Here is a 20,874-nt window from a genome sequence, read left to right on the forward strand (position 1 = left end):
ACAATTTGAAATACTTTCCGAAAGCCAAATCTTATAAGTCATAGAGGGTAAAATGGCCGATCATCCCCAAACCACAGCAGCCAGTCCTAGCCATTCACCAGCAGCACCAACCGCGCTCCCCAAGCGCAGCAAGAAAAAAGCACCATTAGTCGCCACCTTGATCATGCTTTCGCTCGGCGCGTTAGGCGGCGGCTACTGGTTCAGCTATGGCCAATACTTCGAGTCGACCGATAACGCCTACCTACAAGGGGATATCACTACTATCAGCCCCAAAGTCGGGGGCTACATTACCGAGTCTTTCGTGTCCGATAACCAACAGGTCAAAGCGGGCGATCTACTGGCGAAAATTGACGACCGGGACTTCGTGGCGGCCTTGGATCAAGCCAAAGCGAATTTAGCCGTCAGCCAAGCGGCTATCGACAACCTCCATGCCCAAGAACAATTGCAGCAGACTCAAATCCGCCAGACGCAAAGCCATGTTACCTCGGCCAGCGCCGAGTTCGAGCGTGCCAAGCAGCAGGTCGACCGCACCCGCAGTCTGCTCAAGCGTAACTACTCGTCGCAGGATGAACTCGATAGCATGACCTCGCAGCAGAAAGTGACAGCCGCCCAGCTCGAGGAAGCCAAGGCCAGCTACCAAGGTGCCAAAGATCAGCTTGTGGTTATCGACAGCCAAATCAAACAGGCCGAGGCCGCGGTGACTGAAGCACAGGCACAACTGGAGCAGGCTGAGCTCAACCTGGCTTACACCAATATCTATGCCCCGGTTGATGGCATCGTGGGCAAACGTAGCTTGCGGGTCGGTCTGTTCGTTCAGCCGGGTATGCCGCTCATGAGCTTGGTGCCAACCTCCGATGTCTGGATCGAAGCCAACTTCAAGGAAACCCAACTGAGCGGGATCCACAAAGGCCAAACCGTCACCGTAGAGCTGGATGCCTTCCCCGACCAGCCATTGCAAGGAGTGGTCGATAGCTTCTCGCCGGCAACCGGCGCGAAGTTCGCACTGTTGCCGCCAGAAAATGCCACCGGCAACTTCACCAAAATTGTCCAGCGGGTCCCGGTGAAAATTACCATTCCTGATCCCAAAGGCCTCGAAGGTCGCTTGATCCCCGGCCTATCGGTGGTAGCGACGGTCGATACTCGGGGCTAAATCATGGGTGCCGATATTACAACCAACCAACAGCGCCATAGTGCTGGAAGCGAAGCGAACCAAGTTCCCCGTCGCCACTGGATCGCCTTGTTTGGCGGCCTGATTGGAGCCTTTATGGCGATTTTGGATATCCAGATCACCAACTCCTCACTCAAAGATATTCAGGGGGCACTGTCTGCCACCCTGGACGAGAGCTCTTGGATTTCCACGTCCTATCTTGTGGCGGAAATGATCGCCATCCCGCTCAGCGGCTGGCTATCGAAAGCTCTGGGCAAGCGCCGCTACCTGACATGGACCACGGCGATTTTCACCCTGTCATCCTTCCTGTGTTCGCTATCGTGGAACATGAGTTCGATGATTGTCTTCCGGGCCATGCAGGGCTTCAGCGGCGGAGCCCTGATCCCGCTGGCCTTCTCGCTGGTGATTCAACTGCTACCGATCCAAAAGCGGGCCATCGGGATGGCATTATTCGGTGTGACCGCTACCTTTGCCCCGTCAATTGGGCCGACATTCGGCGGCTGGCTAACCGAAAACCTGTCGTGGCACTACATTTTCTATATCAACATCCCGCCGGCGATCTTGGTGATATCCATGATCCGCTATGGCTTGGATGACGAGCCGCTCAATCTTGGCACCTTGCTCAAGGCGGATTGGTTCGGGATTGTCACCATGGCCCTTGGGCTTGGCTGTTTGGAAGTGGTGTTGGAAGAGGGCAACCGCGAAGAGTGGTTCAGTTCGAACTTCATTGTCACGCTGGCGATTATCTCGGGCGTTAGCTTGGTGCATTTTGTTATCAACGAACTGCAGCACGACAAACCGTTGGTTAACCTACGATTGCTGCGCGAGCGGCAGTTTGCTATGTCGTGCCTGGCCTATCTGATCCTCGGGATGGCGCTGCTCGGCTCGATATATGTATTGCCGTTGTACCTGACCCAGATCCAACGCTACAACGCGATGGAAATCGGTGAGGTGCTGATGTGGATGGGCTTCCCGCAGCTGCTGCTGTTCCCCATCGTGCCCAAGCTGGTCCAGTTCATCAAACCTAAATATCTGGTGACATTCGGCTTTACCATGTTTGGCCTGAGCTGCTACGTCAACACCCATATGACCGTCGATTTCGGCGGCCAGCAGCTGATCCTCTCCATGGTACTGCGCGCTATCGGCAGCCCGTTTATCATGGTGCCGCTGTCTCTGGTGGCAATGAAGCACATCAGCAAGGCCGACACGCCGGATGCATCGACCCTGACCAACGTGATGCGCAACCTCGGCGGGGCATTCAGTATCGCGATCATCGCCACGTTATTAGATAACAAAACCCGGGAGCACCTAGGACATATCAAGGAGTCATTGCCCAGTGTCAGTACCAATGGCTGGCAGCAGTTGTTGCAACAGAGTGATTTCTTTATCAAGGCAGGTAACGATGCCAGCACCGCGATGCAGCAGGCCCAAGCCACACTGCTGTCGACCATGCAGCGCGATGCGGCAATTATGGCCTATAACGATGTGTTCCTGATGATGACCGCCTTCCTGGCGTTCGCCGCGGTGCTGATCATGTGTATGGATGATTAAGGTCGACAAGGTGGCTCCCAGCAAACCGGAGACGATTTTAAAAACGTGCGAGTACATCCATGTAACTCCAACCCTGGAACGCCAGCCCGGGCCATCCATGGCGGGTAGGTTTTAAAATCATCCCCGGTTAGCTGCGTCAGCTGTATCGAAAAATACCAATTTTACGCCTCGACTATGTCAACAACTGCTCCCCCAACTTATCGACCACCTCCAATATGTGCAGCTGGCTCTCCCGGCTGTACAGCGAAATCCCATCAATCTGCTCTTCCAGATTCACATTGAGATGGCTAATTTGGCTCAGGGTCGAGCCCCGCAGACTTATCGAGAACACCTTCATACCCTTGCGCTTGGCAGTATGGGCCATCTCCACCACCGCGTTGGTTTCGCCCGACTTGCTGATCAGTACCAAGATCCCGGCGCTGGCCATGGTGAGCTGGTGAATATCGGTGATCACCAGATGGGGAATATTGGCCAGCGACAGAAAACGGGACAGGTAATTAACGCTGACTATCGACGCGCCGCGGGAGTAGAGGTACACCACATTAGTCGCTTTGAGACCGGAGGCCAGCTTGGCAATCACCGCTTGATCTAACCCTTCCTCTTCCGATGACGAGCGCTGGCGCGCCAGATCAGCCGCCAGCTTGTAGCGTAGCTCGGTATAACTGGCATAGCCCATCTTCTTACACACCCGGTTGACAGACGTTGTGGTAGTCAGCGCCTTGGCGGCGATCTCCTTGGCCGAGATCTCGCCCAATTGCTTAGCGTGGCTAATAATAAATTCATAGATGATGCGTTCGGTCCCACGGAAGGTATTCATGTAATTTGTTGTCGTCACGTCATTGGATGGGCGTATTTAATCGCGAACAACGGATGAAAATCCGTGAGTAAGCTCTCAAAAGTATCGTCATACGCACCTTGTACCAAGAAACCATAACGCTTGCCGATCGCCGCTTTTTATACTGACCGCAGTGTAGAACAATGGATATGAAACCATGGCGAAGAAAAAACTGGTCGCAGTAACGGCTTGCCCTACAGGTATTGCCCACACCTTTATGGCGGCAAAGAAGATTCAGAGCTGGGCTGAAAAGCAGGGCTATGACGTCAAAGTAGAAACGCAGGGCAGCGACGGGGTCAAAAACAAACTGACCGCTCACGACATTGCCAGCGCAGATGCCGTTGTATTGGCTGTCGATGTGCCAATCATGGATATGGAACGTTTTGACAATGCCAACCCGTTGCAGGTACGCACCCAGGAGCTGATCAAGCATGTCGATGTCCTGCTGCCTGAAGCGATGAAACGCGAAAAAGACAAGTCCACTTCAGGCGCTGTTCTTCCGGTTCAGGAAAAGCGTTCTGCCTACCAGGTCTTCATCGGTCATATCATGACCGGTATCAGCTACATGCTGCCGGTGGTGGTACTCGGTGGCCTGCTGATGGCAGTCGCCAAGATCACCGGTGAATTTGTTGATATCTCCGGTACCCCGGTAGAAACCCTAGACCGCCTTGGTTTCATGACCATCAAGTTCATGTACCCGATCTTCGCTGCCTACCTTGCCTACTCTATAGCCGGCAAGCCCGCGCTGATCCCGGCCTTTATCGGCGGAGTGATGAGCGATGAAGTCTACAAGCGCTTCTTCGGCATCGAGCACTGGGCACCATCGGGCTTCTTCGGTGCCATTGCCATCGGTTTCCTGATTGGTTACCTGGTCCGCTACCTCAACGATACCATCAAGGTAAAATCCGAACTGACCACCCTGAAAACCATGTTGCTGGTGCCGCTGATCAGTGGTGTCGTCATGGTGCTGACCATGGAATACGTGATCAACCCGTTCTTCGGTGCGGTCAACATGGCCATGGTCAAGCTATTCACCGAAGCAGGTGATGCTGGCCGCGGAATCTACTCGATGGTCATTGCTGCCGGTACCGCGTTTGACCTTGGTGGCCCAATCAACAAAGCGGCAGGCTCGGTCGCGCTCGGCCTCAACGGCATGGGGGAAAACTTCGACCTGGTTGCCCGCGAACTCGGTATCGTTATTCCGCCTATCGGGGTCGGTATCGCCGCCCTGCTAGACGGCAAATTCCGCCCGCGCGTCTTTAGCCGCGAAGAGCAAACTGTCGGAAAAACTTCGTTGATGCTCGGCCTTATCGGTATCTCGGAAGGGGCTATCCCGTTCATCCTGAAAAACCCGAAGATGATCCCGGTTATGATCCTCGGCTCGATTATCGGCACCCAACTGGCCGTCGTGCTCAATGTATGGCAGAGCCTGCCACTGCCAGCGGTATGGGGTTGGTTCCTATCCTCAGATCCGGTGAGCTACACCATCTCTGTCATTGCTGGCTCAAGCTTTATTGCTATCGCCCTGCTGCTGTGTACCAAGCCACAGCCTAAAGGTAGCCACTGACCGCAACAGACCATTTGAACCCGATTAGGCCAACCCTAACCCCGGCCAACCCCGAAAAATGAGGGGCAGTCGACACTGCCCCTGTAATACCGAATTTCTACGAGAAGAGAAGTCAGCATGGCTAAAGTGCATGTCATTCCCCACACCCACTGGGACCGTGAGTGGTACTTCACCCAGCAGGACAGCGATGTTCTTGCAACCTACAACTTTACCAAGGTGATCGAGACACTGGAAAGCCAGTCGAGTTATAGCTGCTACCACCTTGACGGCCAGTCGGCCATTGTTGAAGACTACCTCAAGGTCATGCCGCACATGCGCGAGCGCATGGCGAAGCTGGTCAGCGACAAGCGGTTGTTTATCGGCCCTTGGTACACCCAGACCGATACCTTCAACGTTGCCGGCGAATCTATCATCCGTAACCTCAAATACGGCATGCATGTCGCCGAGCAGCTCGGCCACAGCATGACGGTCGGCTACCTGCCGGATACCTTCGGCCACAATGCCCAGATGCCGACTTTGTTCAAGGGCTGCGGTATCGACAACATCATCTTCTGGCGTGGGATTGACTACGACCAGCAGGTCGAGCGTTCCAACTTTTTCTGGCAGTCACCGGGCGGCGACAGCATCATTGCCTACAACCTGGTCCACGGCTATGGCGCGGCGAAAAATATCGTGGCCGAACCTGCCCATCTCGACAACAAAATCTTCCCGATGGTCGAGAAAATCAAGGCCCTTGCCGGCCTCGACGAAGTCTTGATCCCATCCGGTGGCGATCAGGTCAATATCGACCCTAACTTGCCGGAGACCCTCGCCAAGGCCACCGAGCGCAGCAGCGCCGGCGATACCTATGTCATTTCCTCGATGGAAGACTACGTCGACTACCTGCGCCACAACAGCAGCGATTTCGACACCTACCAGGGTGAGTTCAAGATCCCGCGCTATACCCGGATCCACAAAACTATCGGCTCGGTGCGCTACGACATCAAGAAGCTCAACTTCGAGATCGAGCAGTTCCTGCTGAAAAAACTCGAACTGGTCACCGCGATTGCCAAGGCGCACGGTATTACCGTGCATACCGAGCTCATTGATATCGCCTGGAAAAAAATCATCGAATGCCATGCCCACGACAGCATGGGCGGCTGCAACAGCGATGCCACCAACGCCGATATCATGCACCGCCTCAAGCAGGCCGAGGAGATCTGCCACGGCCTGTACAACCTGATTGTCAAAGACATTGCCAGCCAGGTGTGCGATGAGGGTGAAATTATCGTCTTCAACAACCGGATCAAACCGCATTCCGGTATTGCCGATATCGTGGTGTTCAGCACCTTTGCCGATATTGCGCTGACACATAACGGCCAGCCGATAACGGCTGAGCTGGTCAAGCGCGACACGCTTGATGGCGGCAAAGTAATAGAAGTTACCAAAGACGGCGAGAAAGAAGTCCCGGTCCCGCCGTATTACCGTTTCGAGCTCAAAGCCAAACTCGATGATATCCCGGCTCTTGGCTATCTGACACTTCGGGTAGGCGAAGCAAGCACAATGAGCCAGGCACAGCCAGGCACTTCGGCACACATTGAAAATAGCCGCCTGCGGCTAACGCTGGATAACGGTGAGCTGATCCTGACCGACAAGCAGAGCGGCCGGACCATCTCTGACCTCATCCAGTTTGAAAATCAGGCTGACGACGGCGACTCCTATGATTTCTCGCCACTGGAAGGCGATACCCCGCTGTACTCCCAGCCGCTGTCACTGCTTGGCACCCAGCACGGTGAATTGATCCAGCAAATGACCCTGCAAGGCCGGATCTTGGTACCGCAAGATCTAGAAGACCGCCGCCAAGGCGATGCCAACAGCGAAATCGTGTTCAAGCTGACCTTCACCCTGCACCATGGCGAGCGCAATCTGCAGGTCGATATTGATACCGTCAACCACGTGAAGGACCACCGGGTACGTGTATTGATCAACAGTGATATCAATACCGACAGCTCTGTCAGTACCCTGCCGTTTGCCACGATTGAGCGGCCAATTGCGCCGGTGCTGTTCGGCGCAGAGGAAAACTGGCGCGAGCGCTTCCGCGAGTGCCCGGTCGATATCGAAACCACCGAGGGTGCTGTCGCGATAGCAAATGACGCTGACGATAAGCAAACCGACAGGGCATTGATTATCAACGGCCGAGGGATCAAGGAATACCAAATTCTCAAAACCAACCAATACGATCGCATCGCCCTGACCCTGTTCAAGGCGGTCGGCTACCTTGGCAAAGATGAGCTATTGTGGCGTCCGGGCCGCGCATCGGGGATCAACAATACCGTGGTTCATACCCCAGATGCCCAGCTGCAGCAATCCATGCGCTTCAGCTTTGCCATCGCCATGGCCGAAAGTACATCGCACCAGGCGATCCGCGAGCTGGAAACCGAGTACCTCAACCAGCCGTTTAGCTACCAGCGCCAGCGCCTCAACAGCTTTGAAAACCGTCTCGAGCGCTTCCAGGTCCGCTTTGACGCTAAACCAATGAGCAAACAATTTAGCCTGCTCAATATCAAAGAAGAGCTGGAGCTGTCGAGCCTGTCGCACTCTTTCTACGAAAACAACGCGCTAGTCCTGCGCCTGTTCAACCCGACCGAACAAGCCATCACTTTGGATATGACCCAGTTCGACAACTATGCCGATGTCGCTATTGTCAACTACCGCGAGCAACTGATCGCCGGAGCCGAGCCGGTGGTTGCCCCGAACAATACCATCGACCTGCGTTTGCGCTGTACGGCTGCAACACCGTCTGATAAGGAAAATTGCTAATGTTTGCCCAAGCTATTACCCACAAAGTGGCCGATATTTACGGCCAAGAACAGGCGCCGCAGATCACCGAAGCGATTCTGGCGCTCATCGACAAATGGCAGGGCAAGGCACCGGCCTACCCGGCGTGGGTCGACCAGACCACCAGCTACCTGATCACCTATGGCGACAGCATCAGCGAAAACGGCAAGCCGACACTGGCGACCCTGAAAACCTTCGCCGATAAGTACCTCAAAGGGGCGATCAGCAATATCCATATCCTGCCGATGTTCCCGTATACCTCAGACGATGGCTTCAGTGTGGTTGACTACCGCAAGGTCGATCCCAACCTCGGTGACTGGGATGAACTCAATGCCCTGGCTGAGCACTTCAACCTGATGTACGACTGTGTGATCAACCATATCTCCAAGAGCAGTGATTGGTTCCAAGGCTACCTGGCAGGCGACGAGCGCTATCAGGGCTACTTCGTCGAATCAGACCCGAGCTTGGATTACAGCAGTGTCACCCGGCCGCGCGCTTTGCCGCTGCTGACGCCGTTTACCAAGGCCAACGGCGAGACGGCCCACGTCTGGACCACCTTCTCGGACGACCAGATTGATATCAACTTCGCCAACCCGCAGATCTTGCTGGAGAGTATCGATATCCTGCTGATGTATGCGGCCAACGGCGGCCGCTCTATCCGCCTCGATGCAATTGGCTTTATCTGGAAAGTTTTGGGCACCAGCTGTATCCACCTGCCGCAGGCCCACGACATCATCAAGCTGTGGCGCCTGGTACTGGATATTGCCGCCAGCGGTACCTTGCTGATCACCGAGACCAACGTTCCCCACCCGGAAAACGTGGCTTATTTCGGCAATGGCGATGAAGCCCATATGGTCTACCAGTTCCCATTGCCGCCGCTGACCCTGCACGCCTTCCTCGCTGAAGACAGCTCGGTGTTGACCCAGTGGGCCGAAGGGCTGACCCGCGAGGCAATGGAGAACCTCAGCGCCGGACGCCAGACTACCTATTTCAACTTCCTCGCCAGCCACGACGGCATCGGGGTGCGCCCGACCGAGGGGATCCTGGACGATGCCGCTCGCCAGTTCATATGCAGCGAAGTCGAGCGCAAGGGCGGGCGGGTCAGCTACAAGGACAATGGTGACGGCACCCAGTCGCCTTACGAGCTCAATATCAACTACCTCAGCGCAATCACCGAGCCAAGCGATAACAGCCATGACAAAGCACGCAAGTTCCTGGCGGCGCAATCTCTACTGTTGTCTTTTATCGGTGTGCCGGCCATCTATTACCACAGCTTCCTCGGCAGTGAAAATGACATCGCCGGGATGGAAGATTCCGGCATCAACCGCCGCATCAACCGCGAGAAATTCGGTCTTGGTAAGCTGGAAAGTGAAATGGATACTGAGGGCTCGTTGCGCCAGCAGGTTTACAGTGAAATGATCAAGCTATTGAACCTGCGCCAACAACATGCCGCATTTTCGCCACTGTCGGGACAGGCGGTACTGGATCTGGGCAAAGGGTTATTCGGCCTGATCCGGGGCGAAGGAGAAGAACGCATTACCTACATCCTCAACCTGACCAGCCAGCCGCAGCAAGTGTCTTTGGCACAAGGCGGGACGGATTTGATCAGTGGCCAAACCTTCGCACTGCAGTCAACATTAGCGCCATACCAGTTTATCTGGTTAGCGCCAAACTCAAATCAGCAGCATGGACAATAAGGAGTAAGATTATGAAACTGGCCCAATTAACCTCACCGAACTTGATCATGCTCGATGCCGTTTTCGATGACCGTATTACCGCCATCGAAGCCCTGACCGACAAAATCGATCAGGCCGGTAAACTGACCGACCGCCAGGTGTTCCTTGATGCTGTACTCAAACGCGAAGAAGAAGGCCCGACGGCCCTCGGTGAGTACCTCGCCGTACCGCACGGCAAATCCGAAGCGGTCACCGAACCGGTATTTGCCTGCGCCTTTGTCAAGGACGAACTGCAATGGCAAGGCCTTGATGGCGATGAGCCGGTAAACATGATTTTCCTGTTGGCCATCCCGCCAGCCGAAGCCGGTTCGACCCACATGGAGGTGCTAACCACCCTGACCTCATCGCTGGTCGATGATGATTTCAGGGAGCAACTATTGGCCGCACGCAGCCAGGCTGAGGTCATGGCCCTGTTCGGTGCGGACGAGACTGAAAACAAAGAAATAACGTCAACACAATCTCCGTCAAGCGATGCCGAGCCCATTGCCGCCGCTGCAATGCAGGAGGCCCAGCAGGAGGAGCCGCACAACAGCAAGGCCTACCCGTTGGTACTATTGGTTGGCTGCGCCATCGTGTTCTTGTTGTTTGCAATGATGTAGGTTCTCCAGCACCCCCAAGTCCCTACCTATCAGACAGGCTCTTCACCGAGCCTGTTTTTTTACCAACAGTTAAAAGCTTATTATCAGCCCCTCTCGCCTATTGCCGCTTTTGCTGTCGCCCTATAAGCTTTACGGAGAAACCATAAAAAGGACTAGCCCCATGGAAACGCTCACCATCGCCCAGCTCGGCAACCCTATCTTGCGCGAGCATGCCTCGCCGATTTCGGCCGGCCAATACCAATCGCTCGCGCCGTTCTTCAGTGCGCTACAGAAAAAGATGCAGGAACATGATGGTGTCGGTATCGCAGCGCCGCAAGTCAGCGAATCTATCCGCGCGTTTATCGTGGCGTCCCGCCCCAACCCTCGCTATCCCGATGCACCTCTGATGGCACCGACCTTGATGCTCAACCCGGAAATTACCTGGGCCAGCGATAGTATGGAAAAAGACTGGGAAGGGTGCTTGAGTATTCCGGGGATCCGCGCGCTGGTCAACCGCCATTCCCATATCGAAGTGCGGTATGACACCTTGGAGGGCAAGGAAGTCAAAACCCAGCTGGCGGGCTTTATTGCCCGGATTTTCCAGCACGAGCTGGATCACCTCAATGGCTTGGTCTTTCTCGACCGGGCCGACAAAGCCGATTACTACACCGAGGCCGAGTACTTAAAACAGATTGCCCAGGGCTAGACAATGGCTAAGCCCCCAATAAGCGACACCCGAGCGGCTCAATACTGAGCGGCTCGGGTGCAGGAGTGATGAATACCCTATCAGCGCGTGCTGTTAAAAGCTTCCAAAGGCATCGTTTGCCCTATCTTCCAGACCACCGAATGGCCCTGAAGAACCATCATCACCATGCTCCAACCGACTTTCATTGATGATGTGCAAGCGGTAGCGAGCCGGAGCTTGTACCGAACTACCATCACTCAACGTTTTCAGGTACGCCACCAAGTCAGCCTCGTCTTGCGCTGAAAGCCCCAAGCCGCCAACCACACCCGGAGGCGGACGGTTGACACTGAACTCTGGCTCAGGCCAACAATTATTGGCTATCGCCGCTTCGGCGGTCTCAATGTGCGGCGCACAGGTCGATTTCACTCTAGCGGTATTGTAAAAGTGGATCAACTGCTCGAGGCTCTTGAACCAGCCATTGTGGGTATAGGCTTTCACAAAACCGGAGTGCGGACGTTTATCCACATTACGCAAGGTTGGTACTTTGTGCTTACCAAGGTTCAAGCCCAGCGGTAAGCCCAGGTTGGGGGCAATCAGTTCTACCCCAATATCCGGCTCGGGATCATTGGGAATGTCATGGTTCCTCGGCACCCCAATATTAAAGAACTGATCGTTGGTATAGCGCTCGAATGGCCCTACCCCACCGGCATTGACCGGATCACTCTGGTGGCAGAAAACACAGTTGCCTCTCACCGGCCCCACATTGTAGAAAATATCGTGGCCACGGTTCTCTTGCGCGGTAAAGTCGTCTAGCGGGAATTGTCCATCTGCATCATTTCTCAATGCAATATCACGTTTGGAATCAAAGCGGTTATTATCTTTTGACATCTGCCAGGCAGAAAGCGCTATAGCAAAACGCGCGAACGTTTTATCTATCTGCCTTTTACCACACCTCAATTCAGAGCCCCAGGCATATTTGTATAGCTGTTCACCCCAGATAGTCTCATCGCGAACCTGCTTACAAGCATCCTGTTTCGTCTCCAGCGCTTGCTCTACCGGGTTGATAAACGGACTGGCATGGGCCTGATCAGACAACGGACCGATATACTTACGGTACATATCCTCGTATTCACTACCAATACCCGCAAAGGGATCAATATTGTGAAATGCTTCAATCAGGTTACCTTCAGCCCGTCCATTCCAGAATGCGCCACCGCAGGCAACATCACCGAGGAACGGGACCGTGCACACTTTAAAATTGCCCAAACCGACTATATCTCCCGCCTCGGTTCGAAACTGTACATACTGGTTTGTTGGCGGCCTTAAATTACCGACGCCTTCACCGTCGGAGCCAGTTACAGCGACATCCGTATTATTCGTCACCGAATCGCCATTGGTTCCCCCCGCCGAGCCCGCATGGCACGTGGCACATGACATATTTTGGTTCAGCGAAATATTTTCAAAGAATAGCCGTTTACCCAACTCTTCCAGATAAGTTAAATCATTGGCATACACATTACCGGAAAAGACACCGGCACTCATGATGCCGAAGAGAAGCGGGATAGATACCTTATCTACTCCCTTATTTTTAAACCTAGCCGTGTGAATACTCATCAATAAGCTCCAAATACTTATTTTTTTATAATTAAAAGCTACTGACTTTAATATAAAAAGTCAGTTTCCATTCAATTTAAAATGAAAAGTCTTATCTCTGGACATCAATAAGTTTTAATATCTCCTCAAAAAACATAATTAGTTAACCCACAAAAAGTGTAAGTAATTTTTTGCTGGATTTATTTCTCAACAACAATAATTAACGAGTAAAACAACCACGCTAATAAACCATAACCAAGAATGTTCTCAAATTCTCATAGGAACTTTTAAGATTATTAGAATTGATTAACGGCACCTAGCCGAATTGCCAAGAATGAAAACTATAACTATTTCTTCTCTACAGTTAAAAACTAATATTCAAGACATAACAATAATAATTATCGTTAGAATCAAGTTTGGGACATTAATCTTGACAACCCGCCTATACTTATACCCATACGCTAGGTTCTCTAACAAGGAAAGCGGCCTGTGACAGTTTTATTGCACAACAGGGAAGGTTGCCATGAAATACCATATCCATACATTCCGAAATGCCCTCGCTACCATTATCGAAACCCAGTCCTACCGCTACTGCGAACTTCCTCGCTGGCAGGAACTCAATGCTTTTCCCTATGGCTCCTGTGATTTGGCCAACAACATGCTGGCGATGTATTTAAGAGAGCACGGCTATAATCCCAAAATGATCTGGTGCCGGAATGATCTGGCCGACTATCCTGAAATTCTCAGTCATGTCTGGCTCGAGGTAGATAATAAATTTGTTGATATCACCATCAATCAATTTCCCCGGCTTATTCGAGAACGAGTACATATCGTCAATAAATATAATGTTGGTATTTTGAATGAAATTTATTTTCATTGCCGAGATACAGGCCAATTTGAAGAACGAGAAGTTGATCTGCGTAATCATGCAGGATGTGGCGATGCCATCTATCAAGCCGTAGCAACCCTCGCCCGGAAATTGTCACTCATTCACACCAATAATGAATTAAAATAAAATCATCACACAAATATGGAAGCAAGCCAGCACTTTGTGCACCTTCCTGCACAGGGATAAAGAAATTTCATCACTGGATCACAATATTCATTTCAGGGATGCAATATATTGCTGCCCACCTTGTGATGCAGATTAAACAAAAACAATGAAAAAGAACCTTATTGCCCTTGCCCTTAGTGGCCTATTGAGCCTTTCCTCGACGTCTATCCTGGCTGCAGATACAGCCCCACAGCAAAGTATCCAGGCCTCTGCGGAATACAGCCAGTTTATTACCAAGCGCCAGGTTGTCGACCAATTGCTGGCCGATGCAGTTACTGCCTTCAAGTCACCAGCCCGTATTTCCCATGCCGGATTTACCGCCAAAATGCCTAGCAACATGGAAATTGTCACCAACCGCCTGCTAGAAGCATACCAGCTTGAGCCCTACCGTACCGACTTGCTGATCTCCGCCGCCAATGCCCAGATCTACAACAAGAACGTCGACCGGGCGATTGAGCTGTTCGAGCAAGTTTTGGCCGTCGCCCCGCAAGATGTCGATGCCCATGCCTACCTCGCAGTATGGCAGCAGTTCAAAGGCAACAGCCAAGCTTCACTTGAGCACATGAACGCCCTCAAATCGCTCAATGCCGGCCGGGCTAACGATATCCAGCGTATCTTCGACACAGTAAATCGCATAGTGGCAACGCCGCTGAAGGAAAAGCAAGATAAAGCCTACGAGGGCAACACGGCGATCATTACCCTTGGCTATGCCCTGAACCCGGACGGCAGCATGCACGATATTCTGGTCCAGCGCCTCGAAATGACACTGGCGATGGCCAAGGCACAACCGGACTCTCTGATAGTGCTCACCGGCGGCGTGCCGCGTAACCACAAAACCGAAGGCAAGCTCATGGCAGACTGGCTGGTTGAGAAAGGCATTGCCCGCGAACGCATTATCGAAGACAACTACGCCCGCAGCACCGTTGAAAATGCCCTCTACAGTAGCTATGCCCTGGCTCGCCATGACATCGACCACGCGACCATCATCAGCTCGGCAAGCCACGTGCGCCGCGGTCAGACGCTGTTCGAAATTGCCTCATGGCAAACCGGGCCAAAAGGTATCACGTTCGATACCGTATCGGCCGCCGATAAGCCATTGGATGAGCTGAAGGTTCCTTCAGATGGTGAGTTGCTGGGTATCTACCGCGATGCTCTGCGTACCTACGGCATGTGGAGCTACCGCTCATACCCTCTTGAGCAGCGCTAAGCCACTCGCTGAGCCATCATGCAGTAACCAAGGCAGCCGAATGGCTGCCTTTTTGATACGAGAAAAAGCCCACCGATAGGAAGCATGATCAAGGCCTGGCCATCTGCTGCAACGCCTGCATATAAAAACCCAGTGGCCCCGCCATCATATCCACCTTGAGTTCGTCACCAGCCTGGCAGCTCATCGCCAAGGCATAACCATGCAGATAGTCCGCCAGCATAGACAGGGCATTGTTACGCAGTTCTTGTTCAAGCGAGAGTTCCTTGACCGCCAAATCAAAGCGTTCGGTGAAAACCGCTGCCGGGCCATGGGCGGTCATCCCCAGTAAGGTTTCCAACAATCCCGGATATTGCGCCAGCAGGTTGAGGTAGCTCTCGCACAGCTTGGGCAGCTCATGCTGCCAGTCACCGGATGGCTTTGGAGTATAGATCTTTGCCACCAGCGAGACAGTCACCGCTTCCAGTAGCGCCTGCTTGTTGGTGAAATAGTAATAAATCGCCATCGGATCGACTTCTAGGCTGGCAGCCAGCTTGCGGATACTGGGGATCTTGCTGTCTTTTGCCATCAAAGTGTTAGCACATTCGATGATCCGTTCTTTGCTCAAAACCGGCGCCGATGTCGACGGCCGCCCCCGTTTTTTCCCCTTGACAGTCATTCTCAGATCTCTTTAAACTTCACACTATTCTACACTGTAGAATATTATAACCGAAACCCTAACGGCTATCCAGGCCGCATCATTTTCAACCTCATACCAGGAGATCACCATGGCAAACATTGTCTACATCGCAACCAGTCTCGATGGCTACATCGCCGATAAGAACGGCAATTTGGATTGGCTCCACAGTATTCCTAACCCTGAGGGTAATGACTTTGGTTTTCATGATTTTATGAACCGGGTGGATGCGTTGGTGATGGGGCGAAATACCTTCGAGACAGTGTGTGCTTTTGACTGCGAGTGGCCATACAGCAAGCCGGTTTTTGTCATCAGCAACAGCCTAAAGACCATTCCCGAGGGCTACCAAGACAAAGCATTTTTGGTCAGCGGCGAGCTGAACAACATCCTGGCAGATCTCAATGCGAAGGGATTCAACGAACTGTACATCGATGGCGGGATCACCATTCAAAACTTCCTGGCCCAAGATCTGATCGACGAGATGATCATTACGACTTTTCCCATTGTGCTGGGTGGAGGCAGCTCACTGTTTGGCGACTTACCTTCCCCACTCGCGTTTGAGCTTAAGAGCAGCGAGACCCTGCTTAATGCCATGGTCAAAAGCCACTACCTGCGACAGCGTTAAGGCTAGCTTTACAAAACAGTTGGGCGTGGCCATGGATCCACGCTCAGCTACTATTCTTCCCCCTCAAACCCCACTACAAATCAGATCCTTATCGATACTTGCTGGGTTAACCCCAGCATAACTGACATTACATTTAAATAATGGTCGGTAATATCACTCTTAGAAAGGGCTGTTGCTAAGAGTAGCCCAACAGATTAGTTCCTACAGAGTGAAACATAAGAAGGTGAATTCCATGAAACAGCGCCTACTAACCAGCCTTATGACAGCTAGCCTGATTGCCGGGCTAGGTACAGCACATGCCGCCGTAATGGACGGATTTCCAGCTTCAGGCGAGACCCAGGTCACCGCCAGTAACTGGACGCTGCCCACCTACAACCAATGGGCATTTCGCAATGTCGGTATCCACCCGTCAGTCATGGTGCCACGCGATGGCGAGACAGTTACGATCCCTTACAACATGAATGAAACCCTTGAGCAGGCGACCTTTGAATACCAAGGTGAAAAGGTCACTCTATTAGAAGCGCTGGCAGCTGATCACACCGATGGGTATTTAGTGATCAAAGACGGCCAGATTGTCTACGAGCGCTACTTCGGTGAATTCGGGCCGCGAGATCACCACCTGTGGGCATCCAGCACCAAGTCATTAGTCGGGATGGCGGCAGGGATCCTAGTCGAGCAAGGCCAACTGGATACCGAGAAGAAAGTGTCTGCTTACATCCCCGAGCTGAAAAACAGCGCCTTTGCCGAGCGTACCGTTCGCGACGTGCTCAATATGATCACCGCGCTCGATTACAGCGAGGATTACGTCAACATGGAGCCGGGCGCAACCAGCACCGAGTATTTCCGCCGCCTGGGCTTTATTCCCGCTTATGATCTGATGGCACTCAATCCGGCCAAGGACAACACCCCAAGAGGGATCCAGGCATTCCTGCCAAGCCTCGAACAGAACCCGGAGCTATCGCCACGGCATAAGTTCGAGTACCACTCACCGAATGTCGATGTCATCGGCTGGATCATCGAACGCCAGAGCGGCCAGCCGTTGCAGACCTATATTGCAGAGAATATCTGGGGCAAGCTGGGCACCGAGCACGATGCCTTCTTCATCACCGATATCGCCTACACGCCGGTGGCGACAGGCGGATTCAACACCACGTTGCGTGACTTTGCCCGCTTCGGCCTGGCCATGGCCAACAACGGCCAGTACAACGGCGAGCAGCTCTTCCCGGAGAAATGGGTCAAGGACACCTTTATCCTGAGCGAGGAAGAGCGCCAGCATGTCCGCAAAAGTCAGTACAAAGATACCGGACATGTTACTTTCGACGACAAGCTAACCGGTTACAAGAACTTCTGGTGGATCCATGATGAGGAAAAAGGTATCGCCACCGCCCGTGGCGTGTTTGGCCAAACCCTGTACGTCAACCAAGACAAGAACGTGGTGATAGCCACCTTCTCCAGCGCGCCAAGTGCCTCCAACGCCGCACGGGATAGCTACAAGCTGAAACTGGATCTCACCCATCAGCTAGCCGAGCAGCTGTAGCATTACCGAGATGATATAACCACTTCACCGCCTGCCCAGACCCGACCGGGGCCGGCGGTTTTTACGTTCACAACAGGTATATAAATCCGTTTGATCTACAATATAATTTTTTATTCCCGCTGCGCTTTCAGCTGTTTGATATGCTCAGAAAGTTTTAATGTGAAATAACCAATGATAACGAGCAACGAAGCATAAAGCGCTGCAACGCCATCGAATTCAAATAGTCTGACTTTATTCAGGGTAAGCGCTAAGAAAGTACCGCAGAGGACGGTCAATATCCAATAGTTGGCTCGGGCATGTTCAAGTTTATCTTCAAGTTGTTCTGGATTAAGTGTCATTGGATAACCTCTATTACATGCTCAATGTTAACCATCGAACAGACTTTGAATGGGTATGCTTTTGATTGTTTGTTTATTTGAGGGTGGAGAATAATATTACTCTTCTTTGCTTTTGATAGAGCGAGCCGTTGCCTGACAGCCTTGTTCATGCACTCACTGAGCGCAAAACCGTCACTGTCGATGCAGTCGACCTCAACAATCGCAATATCAATAGATTCGAATTCTCCTCTATAAATAAAATCAGGATAATGAAAGCTATCATCGCGTAGGCCAAAGCTGCCGCCCAAAAAATACATCCTGATGTTCGCTTTATTAGCAATTAGATGATGGACTCTGGGGTTATTCGTCAGAATCCTCAAGTCATGATCAGGCAATATACTCACCAGGGTTTCAGCGAGATAAGGACTGTCGATATAAATATTGCAACCTTGGAAAATGGCAGGTAGTACCTGTCTGGCAATGAGCCTTTGATTGCAATCATTCCTTCTTCCCGTTTTCGACGGAGCGCCTGAATTTTTTGCTCCACCGTGATGCCGCCTTAACTTGCGTTGATCGGCCAGCGCATTGAGATCCCGGCGAATAGTATAATTACTGACATTGAAATACTCCGCAAGCTCGGTAGTGCTAATAGCCTCTGATTCATTAAGCAGGGACAATATCTTTTCCCTTCGAATTTGTGATTTGGATGTTTTTACAATTTCTCTCACGTCCCATCCTGCCCAAAAAATCTATTGCACAATGCCATGCATATGAAATAGAAGGTAATTAAAGCGACCAAAGGGGGGATGGGATACCCCCCTTTTTTGTATTGAAGGATTTGCTTGAATTTGTTTATCCGATATTTTTAATTCACAAAGTGAGCATAATCGAATGTGAAGAACGGCACAGCAATCATCAGCAAAGACCATGCAACTAGAATGACGTGCAGAACATCGTTCTCAGAGAACCAAATTTTCTTCTCTTTCCAAAGCACCTCACCAATACCTGCCTTCCAATACTTATCGTAGAAGTAGTATGAAGCATAAATCAGAGCCCAGGAGATCATGCAAAGCAAGTCATAAGTAGCGCCCGTCTTGATATAGCTTACCGTGTTGATGAAGATGAAAGCGATGAAGCTTGGCAGTGATGCCATCATCATAAATTCAAAGGTGATCACCGATTTAGTTGCGGTAAACGCACCCCAGAATGTAATGATAGTGTAGCCAACGGTCATGATCGCAGCATACCAAATGAAGATATCAAACCAAATTGACTCCGGTGGTATTGAGGAATAAGCAATTGCAACCGTCATTGCGTTCATACTCACCTGCTGGAAGATAAGGTAAATAACTTCCCACCATGTAGTCCACGAACACTCTTCACGGTATTTGGCTTTGAGTTCGTAACCGAATGCTTGATAACTGGTACCGGCAATAATCGCGCCGACGCCCCAAAGGATCATCGAAATACCCCACCAAAAGCGCGACATTTGACCATCTTGCATCACAAGGAACTGAACACCTACCAATGTGACGATAACACCCAACAGGTACACCCAAAACGTTGATGAAGGCTGGCTAATATCGAGTTCTTTGCCTAAAAAATTGACACGAACAAGCGGCTGCTCCTCGCCCCAATTCTGCTTAGTCAACGTGGGATGCTTAATCTCATGGACTTTCTCAAAAATTGACATTTTAATTTCCTCTAAAAAGTCGAGGTTCAGCGAACCCCGACCTAACTCAATTAATCTTCGTGGTCAGGAATAAGAACAAGCTTGCCAACATGTTTGCGGCTCACCAGTTCTTTTTGGGCTTCAACGATGTCTGAGAGAGGGAAGGTTTTAGAAAGAGCAGGTTTAATTTCACCTTTTTCGATGGCCTCAATCACACTCGGGAATACCGCTTCATCCCAACCAGTACAACCAACAAGAGTCAGATCTCTTAGGTACATAGTACGGAAATCTAGATCAACGATTGGACCTGCGATTGCACCAGAAGATGCGTACCGACCACCACGCTTAAGCAGTTTTAGGTTGTTTACGAAGTTCTCACCCGCTACGTTATCAATGATGATATCAACCGACATTTCACCCAGAACGTCTAGTGCATTTTTACCAAAGTCGATGACTTCATCAGCACCGTATGAGCGAACACGTTCGATTTTATCTTCACCTTCAGCAGCTGCGATAACGTAAGCCCCACGACGTTTGGCAAGCTGCACAACCGCAGAGCCAACACCGCCAGATGCACCCGCAACATACACGCGATCACCCGCTTTTACGCCTGAGCGTTGAACCATATTTTCAGATGTGCCGTAGGCACATGGAATCGTGCCCAGTTCAGCATCGCTCCAGTCACACTCAACTGGGAATACTTCGCTTGCTGCAATCTTCACATATTGGGCGAAGGCGCCGTCAAAATCAGAAGCCATCCAAATATTCTCACGAGATTCAAAGCCTTCGTGACGAATACAGGCACGGATGAGGACACGTTTACCAACAAGGTGTTGATCAGCTTCATCTTTTGCTTCAACAACTAGACCAGCACAGTCGGTGCCTTGGATGAAAGGGAATGGCGTTGCTTCACTCCAGCCACCATCGCCTTCTTTCGCTGCTGCGCCCTTCTCTTCGTCGTTTTCGGACATATCATTGGTACTTTTCGTTACTTTTGATGAATACCAACCAAGACGAGTATTGATTTCAGTATTATTGACACCAGCTGCAAGTACTTTAATTAATACTTCACCTTCGCTGATAACTGGCATTGGTACATCTTTGTACTCCAGCATTTCATAGCCACCGTTACCCATGGTAACGACCGCCTTCATTGTTTTTTGGCCAGCCTTGATTTCGAAACGGCTTTTGTCATTGTTAATATTCATTTTAAACATAATATTTCTCTACTCTACTTCTTGCATGAGTCGACACTCATA

Annotated in this window: 18 protein-coding genes; 11 read left to right on the forward strand and 7 right to left on the reverse strand. The window is 51.6% G+C overall.

All coding sequences use genetic code 11. The features are described from left to right. Window positions 1-52 precede the first annotated feature (52 nt). Window positions 53-1,150, forward strand: coding sequence for an HlyD family secretion protein (locus PTW35_RS26615; protein WP_281028201.1), 1,098 nt, complete (start codon window positions 53-55; stop codon window positions 1,148-1,150). 3 nt (window positions 1,151-1,153) lie between these two features. Next, entirely contained in the window at window positions 1,154-2,719 is a 1,566-nt protein-coding gene (locus PTW35_RS26620; RefSeq protein WP_281028202.1) for a DHA2 family efflux MFS transporter permease subunit, read from the forward strand. Window positions 2,720-2,891: 172 nt separating this feature from the next. Here the strand turns inward: PTW35_RS26620 and PTW35_RS26625 are convergent, their stop codons facing one another. Further along, a complete protein-coding gene (locus tag PTW35_RS26625; RefSeq protein WP_281028203.1) occupies window positions 2,892-3,536 on the reverse strand; it encodes a MurR/RpiR family transcriptional regulator in 645 nt (214 codons plus the stop codon). Between the two features lie 175 nt (window positions 3,537-3,711). Here PTW35_RS26625 and PTW35_RS26630 point away from each other — a divergent pair, with 175 nt between their 5' ends. The 5 genes from PTW35_RS26630 to def all read left to right on the forward strand — a co-directional run bounded on the left by PTW35_RS26630 (window position 3,712) and on the right by def (window position 10,958). Beyond that, window positions 3,712-5,121 (forward strand): fructose-specific PTS transporter subunit EIIC, encoded by a 1,410-nt coding sequence (locus tag PTW35_RS26630; RefSeq protein ID WP_281028204.1) that lies wholly within the window; start codon window positions 3,712-3,714, stop codon window positions 5,119-5,121. Between the two features lie 117 nt (window positions 5,122-5,238). After that, window positions 5,239-7,920, forward strand: a complete 2,682-nt coding sequence (locus PTW35_RS26635) for a glycoside hydrolase family 38 C-terminal domain-containing protein (RefSeq protein WP_281028205.1) — start codon at window positions 5,239-5,241, stop codon at window positions 7,918-7,920. Beyond that, window positions 7,920-9,635 (forward strand): alpha-amylase family glycosyl hydrolase, encoded by a 1,716-nt coding sequence (locus PTW35_RS26640; RefSeq protein WP_281028206.1) that lies wholly within the window; start codon window positions 7,920-7,922, stop codon window positions 9,633-9,635. The genes PTW35_RS26635 and PTW35_RS26640 overlap by 1 nt, the downstream gene beginning before the upstream one ends. A gap of 11 nt (window positions 9,636-9,646) precedes the next feature. Next, complete coding sequence (locus PTW35_RS26645; RefSeq protein WP_281028207.1) at window positions 9,647-10,273, forward strand: fructose PTS transporter subunit IIA; 627 nt, start codon at window positions 9,647-9,649, stop codon at window positions 10,271-10,273. Window positions 10,274-10,433: 160 nt separating this feature from the next. Then, a complete protein-coding gene (gene def / locus PTW35_RS26650) occupies window positions 10,434-10,958 on the forward strand; it encodes a peptide deformylase (RefSeq protein ID WP_281028208.1) in 525 nt (174 codons plus the stop codon). 93 nt (window positions 10,959-11,051) lie between these two features. Here def and PTW35_RS26655 read toward each other — a convergent pair whose 3' ends face one another. After that, on the reverse strand, window positions 11,052-12,551 hold the full coding sequence (locus tag PTW35_RS26655; RefSeq protein ID WP_281028209.1) for a cytochrome c peroxidase: 1,500 nt from the start codon (window positions 12,549-12,551) through the stop codon (window positions 11,052-11,054). Between the two features lie 502 nt (window positions 12,552-13,053). Between PTW35_RS26655 and PTW35_RS26660 the strand changes: the two genes are divergently transcribed. Together PTW35_RS26660 and PTW35_RS26665 are read left to right on the forward strand one after the other, a co-directional pair. Further along, on the forward strand, window positions 13,054-13,545 hold the full coding sequence (locus PTW35_RS26660) for a hypothetical protein (protein WP_281028210.1): 492 nt from the start codon (window positions 13,054-13,056) through the stop codon (window positions 13,543-13,545). A 145-nt stretch (window positions 13,546-13,690) separates the two neighbouring features. Further along, window positions 13,691-14,791, forward strand: a complete 1,101-nt coding sequence (locus PTW35_RS26665) for a YdcF family protein (RefSeq protein ID WP_281028211.1) — start codon at window positions 13,691-13,693, stop codon at window positions 14,789-14,791. Window positions 14,792-14,879: 88 nt separating this feature from the next. Here the strand turns inward: PTW35_RS26665 and PTW35_RS26670 are convergent, their stop codons facing one another. Beyond that, window positions 14,880-15,446 carry a TetR/AcrR family transcriptional regulator gene (locus PTW35_RS26670; protein ID WP_281028212.1) on the reverse strand — a complete coding sequence of 189 codons (567 nt, stop codon included), beginning with the start codon at window positions 15,444-15,446 and terminating at the stop codon, window positions 14,880-14,882. A gap of 109 nt (window positions 15,447-15,555) precedes the next feature. On the opposite strand from PTW35_RS26670, the gene PTW35_RS26675 reads away from it, so the two are divergent. Next, window positions 15,556-16,089, forward strand: coding sequence for a dihydrofolate reductase family protein (locus tag PTW35_RS26675; protein ID WP_281028213.1), 534 nt, complete (start codon window positions 15,556-15,558; stop codon window positions 16,087-16,089). A 232-nt stretch (window positions 16,090-16,321) separates the two neighbouring features. Continuing rightward, complete coding sequence (locus PTW35_RS26680) at window positions 16,322-17,626, forward strand: serine hydrolase (RefSeq protein WP_281028214.1); 1,305 nt, start codon at window positions 16,322-16,324, stop codon at window positions 17,624-17,626. Between the two features lie 110 nt (window positions 17,627-17,736). Here PTW35_RS26680 and PTW35_RS26685 read toward each other — a convergent pair whose 3' ends face one another. The 4 genes from PTW35_RS26685 to PTW35_RS26700 all read right to left on the reverse strand — a co-directional run bounded on the left by PTW35_RS26685 (window position 17,737) and on the right by PTW35_RS26700 (window position 20,823). Further along, entirely contained in the window at window positions 17,737-17,964 is a 228-nt protein-coding gene (locus tag PTW35_RS26685) for a hypothetical protein (RefSeq protein ID WP_281028215.1), read from the reverse strand. Then, complete coding sequence (locus PTW35_RS26690; RefSeq protein ID WP_281028216.1) at window positions 17,961-18,671, reverse strand: DeoR/GlpR family DNA-binding transcription regulator; 711 nt, start codon at window positions 18,669-18,671, stop codon at window positions 17,961-17,963. Before PTW35_RS26690 ends, PTW35_RS26685 begins: the two co-directional genes overlap by 4 nt. Before the next feature lie 137 nt (window positions 18,672-18,808). Then, on the reverse strand, window positions 18,809-19,636 hold the full coding sequence (locus PTW35_RS26695; RefSeq protein ID WP_281028217.1) for a hypothetical protein: 828 nt from the start codon (window positions 19,634-19,636) through the stop codon (window positions 18,809-18,811). A 50-nt stretch (window positions 19,637-19,686) separates the two neighbouring features. Next, window positions 19,687-20,823, reverse strand: coding sequence for a zinc-binding dehydrogenase (locus tag PTW35_RS26700; protein ID WP_281029158.1), 1,137 nt, complete (start codon window positions 20,821-20,823; stop codon window positions 19,687-19,689). Between the last annotated feature and the right edge of the window lie 51 nt (window positions 20,824-20,874).

Origin of the sequence: Photobacterium sp. DA100 (assembly GCF_029223585.1) — a bacterium.
Classification (GTDB): domain Bacteria; phylum Pseudomonadota; class Gammaproteobacteria; order Enterobacterales; family Vibrionaceae; genus Photobacterium.